This is a genomic window from Anaerolineales bacterium (assembly GCA_015075725.1).
Classification (GTDB): Bacteria; Chloroflexota; Anaerolineae; order Anaerolineales; family Villigracilaceae; genus Villigracilis.
Map to the genome: position 1 here is coordinate 722888 of JABTTV010000001.1, position 19432 is coordinate 742319.

Annotated in this window: 19 protein-coding genes; 5 read left to right on the forward strand and 14 right to left on the reverse strand. The window is 53.4% G+C overall.

What is annotated here, in order from left to right:
• Window positions 1-264: 264 nt before the first annotated feature.
• The 4 genes from HS100_03535 (at window position 265) to HS100_03550 (ending at window position 2503) form a co-directional block, all read left to right on the forward strand.
• Window positions 265-450, forward strand: a complete 186-nt coding sequence (locus tag HS100_03535; protein MBE7432960.1) for a hypothetical protein — start codon at window positions 265-267, stop codon at window positions 448-450.
• A gap of 74 nt (window positions 451-524) precedes the next feature.
• Window positions 525-1409, forward strand: a complete 885-nt coding sequence (locus HS100_03540; protein MBE7432961.1) for an alpha/beta hydrolase — start codon at window positions 525-527, stop codon at window positions 1407-1409.
• 124 nt (window positions 1410-1533) lie between these two features.
• A complete protein-coding gene (locus HS100_03545; protein MBE7432962.1) occupies window positions 1534-2046 on the forward strand; it encodes an N-acetyltransferase in 513 nt (170 codons plus the stop codon).
• 58 nt (window positions 2047-2104) lie between these two features.
• Window positions 2105-2503 carry a hypothetical protein gene (locus HS100_03550; protein ID MBE7432963.1) on the forward strand — a complete coding sequence of 133 codons (399 nt, stop codon included), beginning with the start codon at window positions 2105-2107 and terminating at the stop codon, window positions 2501-2503.
• A gap of 220 nt (window positions 2504-2723) precedes the next feature.
• Here HS100_03550 and HS100_03555 read toward each other — a convergent pair whose 3' ends face one another.
• The 14 genes from HS100_03555 to HS100_03620 form a co-directional block, all read right to left on the reverse strand.
• Window positions 2724-3950, reverse strand: coding sequence for a hypothetical protein (locus tag HS100_03555; GenBank protein MBE7432964.1), 1227 nt, complete (start codon window positions 3948-3950; stop codon window positions 2724-2726).
• 66 nt (window positions 3951-4016) lie between these two features.
• On the reverse strand, window positions 4017-4277 hold the full coding sequence (locus tag HS100_03560) for a cyclic-di-AMP receptor (GenBank protein ID MBE7432965.1): 261 nt from the start codon (window positions 4275-4277) through the stop codon (window positions 4017-4019).
• 56 nt (window positions 4278-4333) lie between these two features.
• Window positions 4334-4669: a cyclic-di-AMP receptor gene (locus HS100_03565; protein ID MBE7432966.1), complete on the reverse strand. Its 336-nt coding sequence runs from the start codon at window positions 4667-4669 to the stop codon at window positions 4334-4336.
• Between the two features lie 150 nt (window positions 4670-4819).
• The gene (locus tag HS100_03570) at window positions 4820-6109 is read right to left on the reverse strand and encodes an ArsB/NhaD family transporter (GenBank protein ID MBE7432967.1); all 1290 of its coding nucleotides are present in this window, start codon (window positions 6107-6109) and stop codon (window positions 4820-4822) included.
• Entirely contained in the window at window positions 6109-6567 is a 459-nt protein-coding gene (locus HS100_03575) for a CBS domain-containing protein (GenBank protein ID MBE7432968.1), read from the reverse strand. Before HS100_03575 ends, HS100_03570 begins: the two co-directional genes overlap by 1 nt.
• A gap of 70 nt (window positions 6568-6637) precedes the next feature.
• On the reverse strand, window positions 6638-6988 hold the full coding sequence (locus HS100_03580) for a DUF190 domain-containing protein (GenBank protein MBE7432969.1): 351 nt from the start codon (window positions 6986-6988) through the stop codon (window positions 6638-6640).
• A 3-nt stretch (window positions 6989-6991) separates the two neighbouring features.
• Window positions 6992-7375: a fluoride efflux transporter CrcB gene (gene crcB / locus HS100_03585; GenBank protein MBE7432970.1), complete on the reverse strand. Its 384-nt coding sequence runs from the start codon at window positions 7373-7375 to the stop codon at window positions 6992-6994.
• Window positions 7376-7605: 230 nt separating this feature from the next.
• The gene (locus HS100_03590) at window positions 7606-8685 is read right to left on the reverse strand and encodes a calcium/sodium antiporter (GenBank protein MBE7432971.1); all 1080 of its coding nucleotides are present in this window, start codon (window positions 8683-8685) and stop codon (window positions 7606-7608) included.
• Between the two features lie 145 nt (window positions 8686-8830).
• Window positions 8831-10009, reverse strand: coding sequence for a Na+/H+ antiporter NhaA (gene nhaA / locus HS100_03595; GenBank protein ID MBE7432972.1), 1179 nt, complete (start codon window positions 10007-10009; stop codon window positions 8831-8833).
• Between the two features lie 148 nt (window positions 10010-10157).
• The gene (locus tag HS100_03600) at window positions 10158-11960 is read right to left on the reverse strand and encodes a glucosyl-3-phosphoglycerate synthase (protein ID MBE7432973.1); all 1803 of its coding nucleotides are present in this window, start codon (window positions 11958-11960) and stop codon (window positions 10158-10160) included.
• A 6-nt stretch (window positions 11961-11966) separates the two neighbouring features.
• The gene (locus HS100_03605) at window positions 11967-13190 is read right to left on the reverse strand and encodes a glycosyltransferase family 4 protein (protein MBE7432974.1); all 1224 of its coding nucleotides are present in this window, start codon (window positions 13188-13190) and stop codon (window positions 11967-11969) included.
• The gene (locus tag HS100_03610) at window positions 13187-14530 is read right to left on the reverse strand and encodes a glycosyltransferase family 4 protein (GenBank protein ID MBE7432975.1); all 1344 of its coding nucleotides are present in this window, start codon (window positions 14528-14530) and stop codon (window positions 13187-13189) included. The genes HS100_03605 and HS100_03610 overlap by 4 nt, the downstream gene beginning before the upstream one ends.
• A 129-nt stretch (window positions 14531-14659) precedes the next feature.
• Window positions 14660-16315, reverse strand: a complete 1656-nt coding sequence (locus tag HS100_03615) for a sugar phosphorylase (protein ID MBE7432976.1) — start codon at window positions 16313-16315, stop codon at window positions 14660-14662.
• Between the two features lie 136 nt (window positions 16316-16451).
• On the reverse strand, window positions 16452-18833 hold the full coding sequence (locus tag HS100_03620; GenBank protein ID MBE7432977.1) for a hypothetical protein: 2382 nt from the start codon (window positions 18831-18833) through the stop codon (window positions 16452-16454).
• Between the two features lie 127 nt (window positions 18834-18960).
• Here HS100_03620 and HS100_03625 point away from each other — a divergent pair, with 127 nt between their 5' ends.
• Complete coding sequence (locus HS100_03625; protein MBE7432978.1) at window positions 18961-19410, forward strand: dehydratase; 450 nt, start codon at window positions 18961-18963, stop codon at window positions 19408-19410.
• Window positions 19411-19432: the final 22 nt, after the last annotated feature.

The following is a 19432-nucleotide window of genomic DNA, read 5'->3' on the forward strand; positions in this document are numbered from 1 at the left end:
AAACGACTCTGAGCTGGAATCCGCGCCTGATCGCGAATTAGCGGAAGAGTTCGAAGAAACGATGGGTACAGAATTAAAGCGGAGTCATTATGCGGTGGAGCCAATGGGTTTTGTCGTTGAGGATAATCCTGTGCGGACAGAAAACCGGTACGCCCGAGGATTTTCCACGATGCGGGTTCACCGCACATACCGGGTGAATCTTCTCGATGCGGAGTTTTGCAGGAATTTGCTTGCTGCAAGTCAACGGAGCTTGGTAGGCGCGCTTTGAACCGCGAGAGGGGACGCGCGAACTCTGTGCTGATTTTGCCGTTGGTTACTGTCACCGAAGCGTGGCTGGCATTGCCGCCTGGGATGCGTTACCGAAAGATTAATTTGGATGGATGCGAGTTGGATGAAAGCACGCTTGTTATCCTGGACGACATGGAAGTGCCGGAATTTAAACGACGATAAAAAGGGGTTGGTATCGTATAATCCACCCAGTCTGCCGGCAACCCCGCATAAATCCTGTCGAGCGCTGATATCGCATGCCAAAACTGAATCAACAATTCCAACTGCCCGATGGGCGCAAACTCGGATACGATGAATACGGCGTTCCAAATGGGAAGCCGATATTTTATTTTCACGGCTCGCCCAGTTCGCGTCTCGAATGCGCATTATATGTAAATGAAGAACTCCTGCAAAGACTTAATGTCCGTTTGATCGCCGCGGACCGCCCAGGAATGGGGTTGTCCGATCCCCAGCCGAATCTCCGCATGACAGATTGGGCGCAGGATGTCGTTGTGCTGGCGGATCATTTGCAGATCGAACGATTTGCCATTCTGGCTTATTCGCTCGGCGGTCCTTATGGATTGGCTTGCGCTTTTGAGATTCCGCAGCGGCTGACGAAAGTGGGAATCCTTAGCGGCGCGGCGCTGTTCACCGAGCCCGATCTGGTAAAGAATGTCAACGAAGGGACGCGCAAGTTCCTGACCTTGCCGCGTGAAAAGCCCTGGCTCGCTCGGTTATTCATGTGGACGGCGTTGAGCGTCATGCCGCGCATCGCTCCTAAGCGGTTCGTCGCGCAAGCGAATACCTTATTGCCCGCGCCGGACCGGCCCATCGTCATTGATGATCCGGATTTCCAGAAGGGATTTATCAAGATGGTGCGCGAGGCGACAAGGCAGGGAATTGGAGGCGCATTTCATGAATCATTGTTAACGGTCACCGATTGGGGATTCCGATTGCAGGATATCAACGCTCCGGTCCTGCTCTGGCATGGGGAGGCGGATCAGAACATCCCTGTGGAGATGGCTCGTTTTGCCGCGACAGTCATCCCGAAGTGCGAGGCGAAGTTCCATCCAGCCGAAGGACATTTGTCTTTATTCAAGAAACATGCTGAAGAGATCATCCGAGCATTGGCAAATGATTGAAACCGGGATTCAATGTAATAAGGATGAAGAGTTAGAATAATTCCGATGATTGATGCATTATTATGTCAGCAAAGCAATTTCAATAATAACCTCTATTCAAGAGAGACGTAAATTGGTTTCTCAAATGCAAATCGTAATCCGTCGTGAAACAGACGAAGACATACCTGGAATATTCGAAGTCAATTGCTCAGCCTTTGGGCGGGTCAACGAAGCCGAACTTGTGGATAAACTTCGCCTCGATCATGCGATCACTCTTTCCCTTGTTGCGATGGATGACGGTCAGGTTGTGGGACATATCCTGATCTCACCCGTAACGATCGATTCGGAGGGTTCGCAATGGAGTGCGGTTGCGCTTGGTCCCATGGCGGTTCTACCGTCTTATCAGAAGCAAGGCGTAGGGTCACAGTTGATACGGGCGGCGTTCGCGGAATTGATCAGAGCCGGGCATTTCGTTGTTATCGTCCTCGGTCATCCGGAGTACTATCCCCGTTTTGGCTTTAAACCTTCCAAACCGCTTGGGATTCAATGGGAGATCAGCGTGCCTGAAGACGTTTTCATGGTCGCGGAGTTAAAAGACGGCGCGCTAGGCGGCAAAACGGGAGTGGTACGATACCACCCAGCATTCAATGGCGTTTAACCGCAAATTTTTTTCGGGCTATCAAAATGAACCCATGATAAATAGAGAGTCTTGAATAATGAAAATTCATCGTATTGCCGCGTCCGTCTACGTCATTGTTTCCATCGTTGTCATTCTGTTTCAGTTCGCGCTCGCCGCTGGCGCGCCATGGGGGGAATTCGCCATGGGCGGCGCATACCCCGGCCAGTTCCCGCCTGAATTGCGCGTCGCAGCAGTCATTCAAGCCATAATTCTGGCTTTGCTGGCTTTGGTTGTACTGGCGCGCGCAGGCATCACACTGCAGAAATGGTCGCGAACATCGCGCTGGTTGATCTGGGTCGTCGTCGCATTTTCAGCGATCAGCCTCGTTCTTAATGCCATCACCCCGAGCGCAAGCGAACGAGCCATTTGGGCGCCGGTCGCTTTGATCATGCTGACATGCAGTGTCCTGGTGGCGATCAGAAAAGATGCGCCGTAATTTTACGGTCTAAAGAATGAAAACATAATTAACCCCGAATATAATTTGGGACGCGGACGAGCGCAGATTTACGCGGAAAAGGTATTAGAAATCCGCGTTTTCAGCGTTTATCAGCGTCCCATTTGTTCTTATAAACAAACTCACCCGCGAAACCTTTATTTCGGGGTGAGTCATGTTTGATTTTAGGTGAAGACATTTAATGCATGGTAAGGTCCGCGAACTACGGTCCCCACTTCATGGATTCGGCGTAAGGCACAAGGGGAATCATCGCCTTTTGACCGTCGGTGTAAAACAACTGCGCCGCGCCGCCGAAATAGATCTGCTCGTTCTGCGCGTTGGCAACGATGACGAAACTAGCATCGGGAGCCCAGAGCGCTTCGTTCATGGTGGTGAAGGTTTCGGGGCGCAAAGCCGTTCTTCCGGTCACGCCATCCGCCGCGGATCGTACGAGTTGCAATGGCGTACGATTGGGGATGTCGTTCGGATTTGGGATGCTGCCAAAAAAATAATACAAATGTCCATCCGGCGCAGCGAAGGGATTGTCCGCCACCTCGGCGGGATTTGTATCGAAATCTCCGAGCAGAAGGGTCGTCACATTCCCGGAGTTCGTATCCACGCGCCACAACCCGGCGGCAAACATACCGAAAGTGGGACTGGCGGCAAATAAAGCAGAACCGTCGCTGCTCATGGAATAATCGCCGCAGCAGATGATTCCACGTTGTTCGTTGACCAAACGCACAAGTCCGCCGCCGTTGGGGTAATAGATCGCCGAGGATGCTCCTTCATAATAGCCAAGCGTAACGATGAGGCGGCTCCCATCGGAGGAGTACATCTCGGGCCAGTACAACTCGCGGGGGATGACGAGCCCGCCGCCGACGTCGTCGAGGGAATCATCCAGCACGCGGTTGGTTTGTCCGCTTGCAACAGAGTAAAAATTCAACCCCTTGTGACCGAAGGCGATCGTCCCCCCGTTCGGCGAAAAGACCGGGCTGTTGATGCGCGTCAGGAACGGGTTGTTTTCGTCCACCGCGCCGCCGTCGAAGATCATGCGGCGGTCCGAGCCGTCGGCGTCGATCAGGAACATCTGATTATTGGAGGTAAAGACGACACTGCCATCAGCAATGGACACGTCAAAATCCGTTACTTTGGAAGGCTCGAAGGTCAATTGAGTCACCGTCCTGCCGTCCTTCTCGAGCCGGAAGACCTGCAATATCTGTGCGGCGTCGTTGGCGAGGTAATACATCGAGCGGGGTAAAAGGCTTGGGGCTGAGTCGACAGGCGCGGGCGCGGAGGGAGCCGGGGCTGTCATCGCGGCAAACGTCGCAGCGACGACCGTTTCCACATTGGCGGGTCCTTCCTGGGGCGCGGGAGTCCCCAACGGGTTGGCGCATGCCAAAGCAAAAAGGATCAACGCAGAAAACCCGATCATCCAGTTTTTGTTCTTCATTATCACCTCTTCATTAAGCAAACAAAGACGCGCGAAGACGTCTTTGTTCGAGTGAATACAAAAAAATCATACTTGTTCGTAATGGCTGATGGGCAGGACGAAAAGTGTGGCGCGTTTTTCATCGCCCCTGGGAGGGAGCGCATCACGCACGGTTTGAATGACCTTATCGACTTGCGATTCATCCACGCCCAATAGCATGGTCGCCACGCCGCGGCGCAAAAAGCCGCCCGTGGATGCGACGCGCGTCACGCGGAAATTTGCGGCGGTGAATGCCTGTGTCAGGGTTTCGGCGTCATCGCCCTTTACGATGACAATGATCAGTTTCATGGCGGTTTCTCCTCAAGGCGACCTGACAGGTTTTTAACACCTGTCAGGTCTTACTGTTAGATCTGTTCGAATCGTTCCACCGGTAAAGCAAACACCGTCGCGCCGCCAACGGTGACAGGCACCGGCGCGGGCATCGGCATGGGCGAGCCTTCCAACGGCAGAGTCATATATTCGATGCGCTGACGGCAGGCTTCATGCAGAATTTTCAACGAATCCTGTAAACGGTCTGCAGGCAGGCCAACCAAAATGGTGGCGTTGCGCCTGCCCAGAAATCCCCCCGCGCTTGCGAGATACGTCGATGACGCGCCGATCTTTTGCAGGGCGTTGGTTGCGGAATCAAGGTCCTGTTCCTGCACCACCGCCATTAACAATAAGAACTTTGGATGATCCATGCTCTTCTCCTGGGACGATTCGCCTTCCGGGTTGGACCCAACACCCAGGCAGCGCCTCTTTCCGCGCCTGGGTTTGATTCTATTTCAGCAGGCGTTTCCCGCTTCGATATTATCATCACTCCCGCGATGATTCAACCTTGAAGTGCCGTTTCAAAATAAAGGGAATGCCAGGGCATAAAGGATGCTCGCGATCGCGCAGGTGGCGATCATGACCGGCAGACCGCGCTTGATCCATATCGCCGAGGTGATGGGCGTGCGCGTTTTCTCGGATAGCGTGGCAACGATGATGTTCGCGCTGGAACCGATGATCGTGCCGGTGCCGCCAAATCCTGCTCCGAACGCCAGTGCCCACCAAAGCGGAGCGATATCCATGCCCAATTCACCAAGCCCCTGGATGACCGGAATCAATGCGATCGTGATCGGTACGTTATCCACGACGGCGGAGAGCCCGGCGACGATCCAGATAAGAATGATGCCAAATAGAACCGGGTCCATGCCCGCTGCGTCTTCGAACACTTTCACGATCAACTCCAGGGCACCCGAGTGTTCCAGTCCGCCGACCATCACAAAGAGAGCTCCAAAGAACAATAGGACGCTCCATTCCACTTTTTTCAATACTTCCTGAAGGTCAGGCTGAACCCAGAGCAGGGAAACCGCCGCCGCGCCGAGCGCGACCAGCGATGGTTCGACATGCAAGACGTGATGGAAAAAGAACAAGAGGATCGCTGCGCCAAGCACGATCAGGATGCGTCGCGCCGTTTGCGGGTGGTTCAGCGTCTCGGAAGGATCGAGTTTCATCACTGCCTTGCTCCTGCGCGGGCGTTTGGATAGTTCCTTCCTGAAAAGAATCTGCAGCAAATAGAGCGCGCCCGCCCACGAAACCAGCACGATGGGCATGGAATACAGCAGGAAATCGTTGAAAGACAATCCCGCCGCCGAGCCGATCAGCACATTGGGCGGATCACCCACGAGCGTTGCCACACCCCCCACGTTCGAAAGCAGGGCTTCGGTCATCAGGTACGGCAGCGGACTGATGCCAAGGATTTCGCTGATAAGGATGGTGACGGGCGCGATCAACACGACGGTCGTCACGTTATCGAGGAACATCGAAAGGATCGTGGTAATAATTCCGAGCAGCACGAACAAACGGATGGGATTGCCCTGCGAGGCGCGCGCGGCGAGCACAGCGAGGTATTCGAAGAATCCGGTCGGCTCGAGCAGGGCGACGAGAATCATCATTCCCAATAGCAGTCCCAGCGTATTGAAGTCGATGGCTTCGATGGCAAGGTCTTCATTGTAAAAGCCGATGATCTTGCCCGCGCCGATCATCAACACCGACCCCGCGATGGCGACGATGGAACGATTGATCTTCTCCCAAAAAATAAGAACCAGGCTCCCGAAGAAGATCGTAAAGGTGAGAATGACGGAAAAGACTTCCATCATTCCACCTTTTCCCATGTTTTGAGGATCGTCACACCGATATCCACGCGCGAGGCGATGCCGATCAATTTTCCATCCCTGGCAACGACGGGAATATCGTGCAGGTTCTGCTGGAGCATCAATGCGTAGGCGCGCAGAAGCCCGGAGTCTTCATCCACAGTAATGACCGGACGCATCATCGACCTGACCGTTTTTTTCAATGTCGCAGCGGGCGGACGGGTATCCTCCACCGCGCCAAAGTCGTGGACGAAATCCACGTCCATCACGAAGTTGACGAAGTCGGGCATTTCCAGCTTGAGCAGGTCACGGATGCCGATCACGCCGATGGGTTTATGGTTTTTATCCACGACGGGCAGCAAACCGATATGTTTCTTGACGAAAATCGCCGCGGCTTCACGCACAGTCGTGGACGCGGAAACGGATATCACATTGCGCTTCATACAAGAGGACACGTTCATGGGACACTCCGGGAGTCAGATGGATGAAGACGATATTACCCTATTTATATCCTGTGGCGCCGGGTACGGATCAACTGCCAGTCTCCCCGCTTCGATAGACGCGTATTTGCACCTTTTCAACAGTGGCAAGCATCCCGCGTTTGATCCGTCTCTCGGCAAAGGATAAAAACCTTTCGATATTTTCGCTGCTGTCTACGATTTCGACCACCATGGGAAGGTCTTCCGAGAGGCGTTCGATCTTAAATGTGTGAATCACCCTGGAGTGCGCGCCAAATCCCATCATCCCTCGCAGAACAGTCGCCCCTGCGAGACCCTGCGATTTCGCTTCCGCAACCAGCCACTCATAAAGCGGCTTTCCATCGATTCTGTCGCTCTCGCCTATGAAAATGCGAAGCAAAAAACCCTCTTCAGGTAAAGTCATCGGTTACCTCCAGATCGAATAAGCGAGTGCGTGGCCCAGCCAGACCGCCCCCAAGCCGAGCATGATATGCACAGCCAGGTTGAAAAGCGCCGACATATATTCACTGTCGCGCATCAGATTAAAAGTTTCATTCCCAAACGTTGAAAAGGTGGTGAATCCGCCCAGCAGTCCAACGAACAAAAAGCCGCGCATTTCAGGCGTAAACGCCCCTTGAGATTCGGCGATCTGCGAAAGAAAGCCTATGATCAAACAACCCGCAAGGTTGACTGCGAGCGTGCCGTAAGGAAAAGCAATGCTATTCGACATCCCCTGCACATATCCGCTGAGGACATACCGCAGGATGGAGCCGATAAATCCGCCGAACCCAATGATGATGAATTTGTTCATTCCTTCTCCTGACCAAAGAATATTTGGCAGGAGTCATCAGCGCTCGGCGGTTAAAGGCGGACTCCATCGCCATCTTTTCGATTATAACGGAAATATCCTTTCCGAGATCGCCTTCCAGTCAGAACGGATTTAGCGCGAAAGCATCGGTAAAAATTTTCCGTGTTGGATGCTGCGCGCAAACGCAAAGGCGCAAAGGTTCATTTAATTTCTGGCGACCTGGCGTCTTTGCGCTATGCCCGTTTGGAACGGGCGGACCTGACCGCGAACGCAACCAGTACGATAAACGTCAGTGGAATAAATAATGCCGCAAACAACGCAACACCCGGAAACACCGGGCTGTTCATCGCATCCGTGACGATGTAAGTCATATATAGAAGGAAATAAGCAAATAACAGTCCGCCCTCGAGACGCGAGATGTGGTTGTCAATATAGAAGACGGGAAGTGTGACCATTGCCACAAAGACCATGGCAGGAAAATCGAACGCAAGCGCACGTCCTGTAACCGCAATTCCATCCGGGGCGACGATCGATCCAATTCCCAGAACCCCGAGCAGGTTGAAGATATTACTTCCCACCGCGTTCCCGACAGCGATGTCACTTTCCCCTTTGAACGCGGCGATGACCGAGGTCGCCACTTCGGGCAGGGAGGTTCCGGCTGCGACGATGGTCAAACCGATGATGAGCTCGCTTACGCCCAGAGCGCTCGCGATCTGGGTGGCGGAGTTCACCAGCCAGACCGAGCCCTGGATGAGCAATCCCAAACCAACCGAAATGAAAAGGAGGTTGACGATGATGTTGCGTGCTGTACGCGGTTCCTTTGCTGCGAACTCCTGGGCATATTCCCTCTGCACGGCCCGGCTTTCCCTCCTGCTTTGACGAAGGGCGAAGATCGTATAAACGATCAACCCAATTATCAGGACCGCGCCATCCAAATGCCCAAAGCGGCCATCGAGGGCGAACGCAAAAACCAGCAGGGAGATTCCCAGCATGATGGGCGCGTCCTGGCGGATGAGTTGTTCGGCGATCACGATCGGCGCGACCAATGCAGTAATGCCGAGAATGAACAGGATGTTGAAAATGTTCGAGCCGAGCACATTGCCCAGCATCAGATCGCCTTGTCCGCTGGCGGCGGCATGCAGTGAAACAGCGATCTCAGGCGATGCTGTTCCAATCGCGACAACCGTCAACCCGATGGCAAGCGGCGAGACGCCGAACGCCGCGGCGAGACGCGATGCGCCGCGTACCAGCAGGTCTGCGCCGAGGATAAGAATCAATAATCCGGCAAGGAAAGAAATGAAGGTTGAAGCCATTTTGTATCCCATCACCATTTATCAGATTTCTTGCAAAAATCAAATCATTACCCTCCTCAAGGCTTCCCCACTGTCGTCCCACTGGGATGCTTTGCAAGCGACTACGGCGTGGCACTTATGAAAGAGGTCTATTAATACAATTTTGTTATTTTACCGAAGTAGTCTGCCTGGCTTGTCCCCTTCTGTGCAGGATGACAAAACCCGTGATTCCTGCAAGGAGAGAGGTGAGCAAGATGGCAATCTTGGAACTTTGAACGATTTCAGGGTCGTTGAACGCCAGTAGCGTGATAAAGATTGACATGGTAAATCCGATGCCGCCCAAAAAACCAGCGCCAAGCACATGAACCCAGGAGATAAATGCCGGTAACCGTGATATCCCCAGCCAGACCGCCATCAGACTGAAAAGGACAATGCCCAACGGTTTGCCAAGGAACAAACCCAGGAAAATACCGACACTATTGGACGAAGCCAGCCCGGCGACCCATCCTTCGTTGAGAACAATGCTCGTGTTCGCCAGGGCAAACAACGGCACAATGACGAAAGCGACGGGTTTATGTAACACATGTTGAAGTTTATAAGACGGGGATTTCTCGCCGCCATCGCCGAACGGAAGCGCAAACGCAAGCAGGACTCCCGCCACCGTGGCATGGACTCCCGATTTCAGCATGAAATACCACATGAACAACCCGGGAATCAAATACACCCACAGGTTATGCACCTTTAGACGATTCAGTAGAAGCAATCCTGCAAATACACCCAGCGCCAGCGAGAGATATAAGATCGAGAGATCGTTTGTGTAGAACAGGGCGATGACGGCAATCGCGCCGAGATCATCCACGATCGCCAGCGCCGCAAGGAATACTTTCAGCGAAGAGGGAATCCGCCTGCCCAGCAATGCCAGGACGCCGAGCGCAAATGCGATATCGGTTGCCATCGGAATGCCGATGCCATCCTGAAAAATCGTCCCGCGATTGAAGAGAAAATGGATCAGCGCAGGGAAGGCCATTCCGCCAGCCGCCGCAAATAGGGGCAGGGATGCATTTTTGAGACTGGACAGTTCTCCCGCATACAGCTCTCTTTCTATTTCAAGCCCGATCAAAAGGAAAAATATCGCCATCAAACCATCGTTGATCCAATGCTCCAAACTTTGTTTCAGGACAAACCCGCCCGCGTCGAAACCCAGCTTGGTATGCCAGAAATCGTAATAACCGCTCCCAAAAAACGAATTGGCAGCCGCAATGGAGGCGGCTGTGCATAAAATCAGAACAATCCCCGAAGCCTGCTCACTATCAAAGAACTCTTTGAAGAGTTTGGTTAATTTCATGGATGGTCCTTTCGATATTGTTTTTCCACAGTGGAGATGGGCAACCTGCAAAATTTTTTACCATGAACTTTTGGATTTAAGATTAATTCCCCTTAAACCATACAGGGACGGTCACTTTCGAAAGTGACCGTCCCTCATCGTATATCGTTTATCTTTTCCTATTTAAATACTCCGGCACTTCGATCATCGGCGGGCGTTCGTATTCGGCGATCTGCTCCACGTCCAGCAGGTAGCCCTTGCCGTCGTGGCGGATCAATTTCATCGAGCGGTTCACATCCTCCAGCACGGCGCGTCCGAAGCGTTTCTCCAGCTTGCGGATGACGGTCTGGATGATGGCGAAGGACATCTTGCCCAGCGCCTCCAAATGCTGGTTGTGATGGATGCGCTCAAGCAGGTCCACCTGGGCGATGGATTCCAAATGGAACTTTTCATAGATGCCGATCAGCAAACCCGTCTCCACGCCGTAACCCGAATAAAAAGCGGTCTGTTCCAAGGCGCTGCGCCTGCCAGCATACTCGCCTGAAAGCGGCTGGATGACCCCGGAAAGTTCAGGGTAAAACAGATTCAACAACGGGCGCGCCGTCAACTCGGTCACGCGCCCTCCCCCGCCCGCCTGCAATCTCTGCCCGACCTTCAACGGCCTGCGGTAAAAACCCTTTACCAACTGCACTTGCGGGTTTATCAGCAACGGACCGATGATGCCGTATACAAAGCGCGGGTGGATGTTGACGATGTCGGTATCGATCCAAACGATGATATCGCCTTTGGTCACCAGCAAGCTTTTCCACAGGGCTTCGCCCTTTCCGCGGCGGGGTTCCAAATCCGGCAATAGTTCCTGATGAATATAAACGGGTATGCCCTCCTTGATGGCGATCTCGCGCGTACGGTCCGTCGAATTCGAATCGATCAACACGATCTCATCCAAAAGCGGGTTTCGCTGCATCAATTCTTTCTTCATCGTGCGGATGACTTTTCCCACCGTTTCTTCTTCGTTCAATGCAGGCAAAGCAAGGCTGATGCTCACGCCCTGTTGTTCCTTCAGTTTTACAAGCTCGCGCAGGTTATTGAACTCATCGGCATGAAACGTGTTTTCCGCAAACCATTTATCCACAAGGATCGAGATCGCCTCGAACCCCGCGCTTTCATCGAATTTGATCTGCGGTATCGGTCTGCCATTTTTGACGGCGATCACCGCACACGGCGCTTCGTGCAGGATTCGATCCGCGACTGCTCCGAGCGATGCAGAACTGGTGATGGGTTGAGCCGTCGTACCCAAAATGATGACATCCGATCTTTTTGCGTTGTCCAAAATGACCTGCGCCGCATAATCCGTGACCTCGAACTTTTTCTGCACTTCAGGCATTTGATTCAACACCCGCTCCAACCCGATAAAAGCCGCATCCGCCCTGACTTCGGGATCATTCGGCTTGCGGATGTGAAGCGCAGTCACGCCCTTGGGCTGCAATCCCAGCCCAACCTTGAAAGCCAACTCGGCATGCGGACCGCCTCTCATGGGAACGAGGACCTGCTTCGGTTTGCCGGTGATTTTTCCGCGCACCAGAGCCACATCACAGGGCGGACGAGTCAACACGTCGCTTGCGGTGACGCTCAAAGCTTTGAGGTGTGAATCAAACTCAAGACAGAGCAGATCCGGGTTTTCATCCTGTATCAGGTTCGAAAGCTCCTCCCAGGGCTGGTGCGAGACGATCACCCGGTTCCTGCTCGTGATCCGTTTATCCTTGCCGAAGATGCGCAAAGTACGCCGCAATGCGCGTGCCGCGGCAGCGCCTGTGCTAAGGGAGTGTTCCTCTGAAACCACCACCACGCCGACGAGGACGATCTCCCCATCGAATTGACGCGCGGCATCGAGGGCGTGCAAGCCGGGACCGTTGTGGACGAACGGCACAAGGATGGTGTGAATGGGTGCGAATTTTGAACGGAGCTGTATCATTTTGGTTTATCCTTTTTCGGCGAGCAGCGGCGCGATCTTTTCACGATAGATCGTTTCCCAGCGGAACGAAACCCTCGCCCGCATGGCGAGCCGCGCAGGCATGGATGTTTGAAAATGGTCTGCGATCATTTTTGCAACGCGGGCGGGGTCTTCATCGGGAGTGAAAAATTGGGCATCGCCCGACCCCAGTTTTCTAAGCGGCGGAATATCAGCACAAAATACAGGCAGGTGACTGAACGCCGCTTCGATCAGCGGGATGCCAAAACCCTCTTCGCGGCTCGGAAGGAAAAGCGCATCGGCAATGCGGTAAAAATCCGCAATGACTTCATCGGGCAGGAAGCCATCGCTCAATTCGGCGAGAAAATGAACCGAACCTTCCAAACCCAAACGTTTGCGGAGATCGACGAGCATCTCGAAATATTTGATATTGTTCGCGTTGTGTGGTCCCAACGGTCCCGTCACGACCAGCGCGGCGTGAGGAAAATCTTTTTTCAAGCCAACCAGCGCCCATAAGGCAAGTTCGATATTCTTGCGCGGCGTTACACGGACGGGCAAAAGCAGAATGGGCAACGAATCGAGCAAATGGGTTTTTTCGAGCAGGGTGCGCGTCCATGCCTCCAGCTTATAGAAGCGCTCCATATCCACGCCGTTTGAGATGACATGAATGGCGCCTGGTTGGAGTTTCATCAAGCCTGAGAGTTCATCGCGCCGCAGATCAGAAACAACGACATGAGTGGTTTTGCCCCAATCCATCTTTAGCAAATTCCACGGATAGCCTTCGTGTAATTCCGTCAAATAGCGCGGGGTGGTCCATGCAAGGTCGTGATGCCAAAGGATGAGGCGCGGCATTTTTTCCGCTGCATGCAATTGATGAAGCGCGGCGGTGAGAGCAAGGTTCTTGTTCAACGAGCAGACGTTGTGTGCGATCAATATTTCCGCGCTTGCGAAGGCGGCTTGTAAAGCAGTCATCAATTCGTCGCGCAAGGTCTCGAATTTTTCCGTCACTTCGCCGCGATCCAGTTCCTCTTTCATTCGGACCACGCGTTCATGGCGCGAATCCGCCAACGGAATGCGAACCAGCGGGATGTCATCGTTCATGGAATCGCCCCGCGCTGCGATCAAGCGGACGGAATGTCCATCCGCGGACATCAGCCGCGCATGATGGGCGATGACGCTTTCGACGCCGCCGACGATGGGTGGAACGGAATAATGCAGGATCGCGATCTTCATACCTGATACCCCAGACAATCCGCAACGATGGATTCGAGTCTTCGTTCCAGAACCGTGTAGGAAAAATAACGTTTGGCGAGCTGGTAATTCGTCTCCGCCCATTCCTGTGATTGTCCGGGATGTTTCAATGCATGCCGGGTTGCGGTCAGGGTGCTGGTGCTGATGAAACCGTCGAACCAGAGCGTGTGAAAGCCCTTCGGTTTGATATCCACTTCATAGATCGAATAGTTGTTGACCAGGATCAGCCGTTTGTAATACACCGCTTCCAGGAAGGCGTTGCCAAAGCCTTCGATATTCGATGGATAAGTAACCAGGTCTGCATGCGGATATACGTCGCCCAGCGTATAGATTTTTTGCCCGTCTTTCGTGGTTCCGCGCCGGTCTTGCACCTGATCCGACTCAAAACGGACGGTAACATCCAGCAAATGGGCATATTCTTGGACGCGATGTTCATAGTCCGAGCCTTCGTCGCCGCTGGCGTGCGAGATGATAAGTTTTGCTGGCAGCTCGAGGCGGCGCATCAACTCAATGGCATGTTCGATGCCTTTGCGTTGGATGACTCGTGTCGGCTGAAGGAAAAAATATTCACCGGGACCAATCCCAAAGTCCGCGCGAACCGACTGGGTATATTCATCGGGTGGCGGCGGAGGAGAGTCAAAGTCCATCACGTTGGGTATCACACGCGCGGAAACTCCATATCGCGACGCAATTTGCTGGGACTGAATCGAGTTGATGACAACATGCCGGATGGAAGGCAGGTTGGGCGGGAACGCCGCGGCAAGATAATCGCCCACACAATTGACCTGAAAGCGTTGCCGTTCCCAATGAAAGTCGTGGTGATGCGCGATGGCGGGATAACCCGTCTCCGCGATGAATTCAGTGATGGCCAGCCCCAACGGAATGTTAAGCGGGATGGTAAGCGCGTTCTCAACGACAAGAATCTCGAGGTCGAAGCGGCGCGCGAATTGGTACAACTCCCCTTTGAAATGTTCCTTCAATTCGTTGATGCGCTTTGTCATCTTAGATGGACGGACGTAGATGGAGAAAAAGTCCTTGTGCAGGTCCTCCATTTCAGGATGCGACGCCCGCGCTTCTTTCGTGACTGTCCAACTGCCGGAATAGGCCATGCGGTTGATCTCATCGATCTCAGAATGTCGATAATACGCCTCGGGCACGACGTAGGATCGGTCCGCGCTGCGGTCGCATTCGCCTGCGAAGTAAAAACACTTATGTCCAAGCCGCTCCAGCACCGTCACCCATTTTTGGGTTTCAAGCGAGACCCCGTCTGTGCCTGCGAAACGGGTGGAGATAAAACCAATATTGTGAGAAGAAGGATTCATGGGTTGCCTCTAAATTGTTTATCCGGTGGTCGAGTAGTGGCGCGTGGTTTTTGTGCCACGTATCGAGACCACCAGTTAATGGAGAGTTGCTTTGTAAATGTGTGGTCTCGATACGGCGGACGAGCACGCCTACTCGACCACCGGAGTATCTTTTATCCAGAGCACCTGATACGGCTCCAACTTAATCAGCTTTTCATTCACAGAAAACGAAACGGATTTTTGGCTGACGTTGTGCAAACAAAAGATGCGCTCTTTACCATCGGTTGAAATACGTTCCACTGCGAAGACAGCGGGGTGAAGGTTGTGGATGATCTGTGTTCCATGCGGATCGAATGCGGATGAACTGCTGCGTGTTTTCAGTAACTCACTATATTTTGCGAAAACTTTGTGTCGCAAAGAATTTTCATCTTCAAGTTGAAGTTGCAATTCATCGAACTGCAATTTCTGTCGGTTGATAGTGCGGTTGCGCCCGGTCTGCTTCACGCCTTCGATCCAGCCGCGTGAACCGAAGAGACTGTGGAAGTAAATGCCTGGCACGCCAATGATGGATAGCATGATGGCTTGTGCGGCGATAAAGCGCTGGACTTGCAACTCTATCGGCTCATTCCCGCTCGGGCTTGATAGCGCGTCGAAATAGTTGATATTTAGCTCGTAGGGACTTTGCGCCCCGTCCGCGTCCTGTTTGTAGGAGATCAAGCCGCTATGCTCGATGACTTTATTGACCAGCGAGTCGATGTCCGCGTTGGATAAGATTCCCCGGGCAGGATTCAGCCCGATCCCGTCGTGTGAGGCGAGGAAGTTGAAGAAGGTGGTTTTATCGGATGGTAACATCAGAGTCTTTGCCCAATCCGATAAAACACGAGCATCACCAGTATGAAAGGCGTGAAGCGTGAGCGGCGGCAGGGCGAAGTTATAAACGAGTTGCGCTTCATTCGTGCCGTCGCCGAAATAGGAAATGTTATCGCTGTGCGGGACGTTGGTTTCGGTGATGAGCTGCACATGCGGCGCGGCTTCATTCAACGCGGCGCGCAGAAATTGAATAACCGCGTGCGTTTGCGGAAGGTGGATGCACGTGGTGCCGATCTCTTTCCAAAGATAGGCAATCGCGTCAAGACGGATGAAGGTCGCTCCGCGTTCGGCATAAAAAAGCAGGGTGTCGAGAATCTCCAACAAGACATCAGGGTTTTTGAAATTGAGGTCGATCTGATCTGCGCTGAAGGTCGTCCACACTTTTTTCTCGCCCGATGGAGTTTGATAGGAAGTCAGCAACGGCAATGTCCGCGGACGGACAACTTGTGAAAGGTCGGGTTCGCCTTCAATGGTGATGAAGTAATCCCTGTAACGCAGATCGTCGTGCAGGAAATTTTGAAACCATCCGCTCTGCGACGAGATGTGATTGATGACGCCATCGAACATCAGACGGAAATTTTGCATCGCAGAAACGTCGTCCCAATCGCCGAGGGCGGGATCGACCCTTCGATAATCCACCACCGAAAAACCGTCATCGGATGTCCACGGGTAGAACGGCAGGATGTGGATCCCGTTTAAAACACCAGTTAAATGCAGGTCGCAAAACTTCTTGAGCGATTGCAACGGTCTTTCATTTTGTGCCTGTACCTGATCGCCATACGTGATAAGAATCGCATCGCGTTCGGTCAAACGACTGAATTGCGGCTTGATGCGCGGTCGATATTCTTCCAATAATTGCCGGGTTCGTTCAAGCAGACGCGCAGAGATGCTTCCCCCGTAAAGAAATTTGAGCAGGTCCAAGAGCTTTTCAGTCATCTGCCTCGTGAGAAATATGAATTTGCATGAGGTATGCCGAAATTTTTATACCATGAATTGAGGCTTTTGGATTAATTCCCTTTTAAAAAAAAGCGGCAGTCACCATAAAAGTGACTGCCGCTCGATTTGATGGTGATTACATCTCGACAATACAAGGCGCTTCATCTTTGACGATCACACTTTCGCCGTTCGCGAATGTGACCGTCGTTTGTTCCTGCCCTCGCACAATGGACATGCCTTTGTATTTGATGGTCACTGCGAACGGGAAGAGATTCCGCCCTTCCAGTCTAATCCGCGTGCCGGATAGAACCGTAACGCCCAGGGCTTGCATGAACAAACCGACCGGCGCGAAACCGGTCAACGAATTGCGTTCGCCTATGCCTGTGCCTTTTTCAGCGTGATAACGTTGATAAAAAGCGCGGTTTTGTTTTAAGTTCAGAATGACAGCATTCATCACATGCGCAGTCAGGCGAGTCGCTTCGGCGCGGAAGCCGTAATGCAGCAAGCCTTCGCCGAGCAAGAGATTCCACGGCAGGCTCACACTCAACGAAACGGTCTCCGCCTCTTTATCCGGCACATTCGGCAGGGAGGGCATTCCGAACGGGCGGTCGAACCGATCCGCGGTCATGAGGTTGCGACCGATCATCGCGTACGCGCGTTGCTTTTCAAGCGCGCCCGCCCACAACGGCAGTCCAAGAGTGATATCTTCACCGGTCGTATCAACCACTTTAATGATTAGTTTATCGTCTTCTTCCAATCCCGTTACGTTGATTCGTCCGATCTTCGAAAACGTCGTTTGTGTGGTGGCGACAAGCCCGCCCGTGCGCCATTGGAATTGATGCCCGGCGATGATTTCGCTCTCGCCTTTGGATTTGGTGAAGTATTCGCTGATCTCCACTTCCGGTCGCTTCGCAGCCGGACTTTTGGTTTGGATCTCAACCAGCAACCTGACCGGCGACTCGGAATCAAACCTGGGACGCATCGAACCGTCGCCTTTGCGTTTGGCGATGACCTTGCTCTCGGTCATGACCCCGGTTCCGCGGTCACGGTAGGAATAGAAACTGACGCGCGGATTCCAGCCTGCATCGAGTGAATCTTTGAGTTTTTCCGCTTGAGCAAGGATCAAAGATACTTCTTCATCCGGCTTGCCGAGTTTCCTCCCCATTTTCAACAGCGTTTGCGCTTCGCGATGGAGCATGGCTTCGAGCGACGGGCTGTGGACGAAGGAAACATCCAGCCCCTGCGACCAGGGATTCCAAACGTCGAATAAGGGGTTATCCTCCAAGCCTGTTTGGAGAATATGATCCCATTCGGGCGATCCGTCACGGTTGCGGTCATGCGCGCCGGAGAACCAGGACCAGAAGAATTTGATCAACTTGGGGAATACATCCGCAAGAAATTCTTCGTCGTTTGTTGCCTGATAATATTTCCAAGCCATGCTGGCGAGGATGGGCATGGCAAGGAATCGCCCGCGTTGACCGGCGATGCCGGGTTTCCCATCCACTTCGCCATCTTCGTTTTGGGTCGAAAAAAAATTGAGCAGGAGATTTCTCCCCACCTGTGGCGTGACGTTCAGGATGCTGGAAAGGTAATATGCATCGAGCGCGAATTGACCGCTCCATGCGGGTGGATAATCCGTGCCATCGCCTTTGTTGGAATGTCCATGATCGGGGTGGCGGGCTTGCACGAAGGATGGATGCGGCAAATGGTCGCTTTGCATGAACAGGGCATGAGCGGCTTTTTGACTGAAGGCAAGAGCGGCATCCCATTCCACATCCCCGGTGCGGATGTCGAGGATCTGGTTTTCATCCAACATTTCGATGCGGGCAAGTTCAGCCTGCCATGGGCGGGCGGCGGTCTTGCGCGCGAGGTCGAAGCCTTCAGGGATCGTATCGAGCGCGGCTACCGCGAAGGATATGGTCCGGGCGGCGCCGGGACCCAGCTCCAGGTCCAGAATGAGCGAGGCGTGCGGACCGGGTCCGTGTTTGGGTCCGCCCGTCATGAAGATCACGGGGGCGATTCCGCTGGTTTGTCCAGCTAAGATGTTTACTAATTGTTGTTGGGTGGGGATGATGGATTGCCCATTGAGCGGCGCAAGCACGGCGCAAACTTCGAGTTGTATATTGCGCACCGCCGTTGTTTTATTGGCGATGGTCACGCGCCCGGCAACGGCGTGAGATTCGGGGACCCAGAAATCCGCGTTGGTTTGAAGGTTTTCGAAGGGAACAAAATCGAGGGTTAGGAAGTTTGGATAGAAGCGCCGCAGCGACGGTTTCGCGGCAAAAGTGTTAGGGTCTGTAACCGTGTTGGCGCCTTCGGTAAAGCGTAAAAAGAGGCGCATCGAACGCGCCCGTGAGCCGTAGGTGGTGACGATGCCGACCGCCGACCGTTCGGGGTCGTTGCTGCCGATTTCCACCTCCCAGATGTGGTCATTGGCGTAATCCGGTTTGCATAGTCGGGCATCCGCCGCAAGGGTGAGGTAAAGCGGGTCGCCGAGGCGGAGGGACCAGTCGCGCATGTCGCCAATTGTACGGGCAGATGGGCGGGTGGTCAAACAGGTATAATTTAGTCTTATAGTCGCGTGGCCTTGTCGTCGAATGGTCAAAGACTATTAGACTAACAGACCAACCAACCAGGAGACGAACATGTCTGGACTTTATTTCGAGGAATTTTCGGTCGGGCAGACGGTGAAGACCGCTTCACGCACTGTGAGTGAAGATGCCATTTTTAATTTTGCCGGTCTGACAGGCGACTACAATCAGATTCACACCGACGCCGAATTTGCCAGGACATCGCCCTTCGGTCAGCGCGTCGCGCACGGACTTTTGGGCTTGTCCATCGCGACCGGCCTGATCATGCGAACCGGCCTGCTCGAAGGGACCGTGCTCGCCTTCCGCGAAATTCAGGAATGGAAGTTCGTCAAACCGATATTCATCGGAGATACCATCCACGCCGTGTTGACCGTCAACGAGACCAAAGCCCTGCCACGCATCGGCGGCGGCGCGTTGATCGCGAATGTGGAAGTCCGCAATCAAAGTGAAGAAGTGCTCCAAAAAGGTACGTTGAATTTATTGATGCTGAGCAAACCGAAATAGGAATGTGATTGCGAATCCGCTT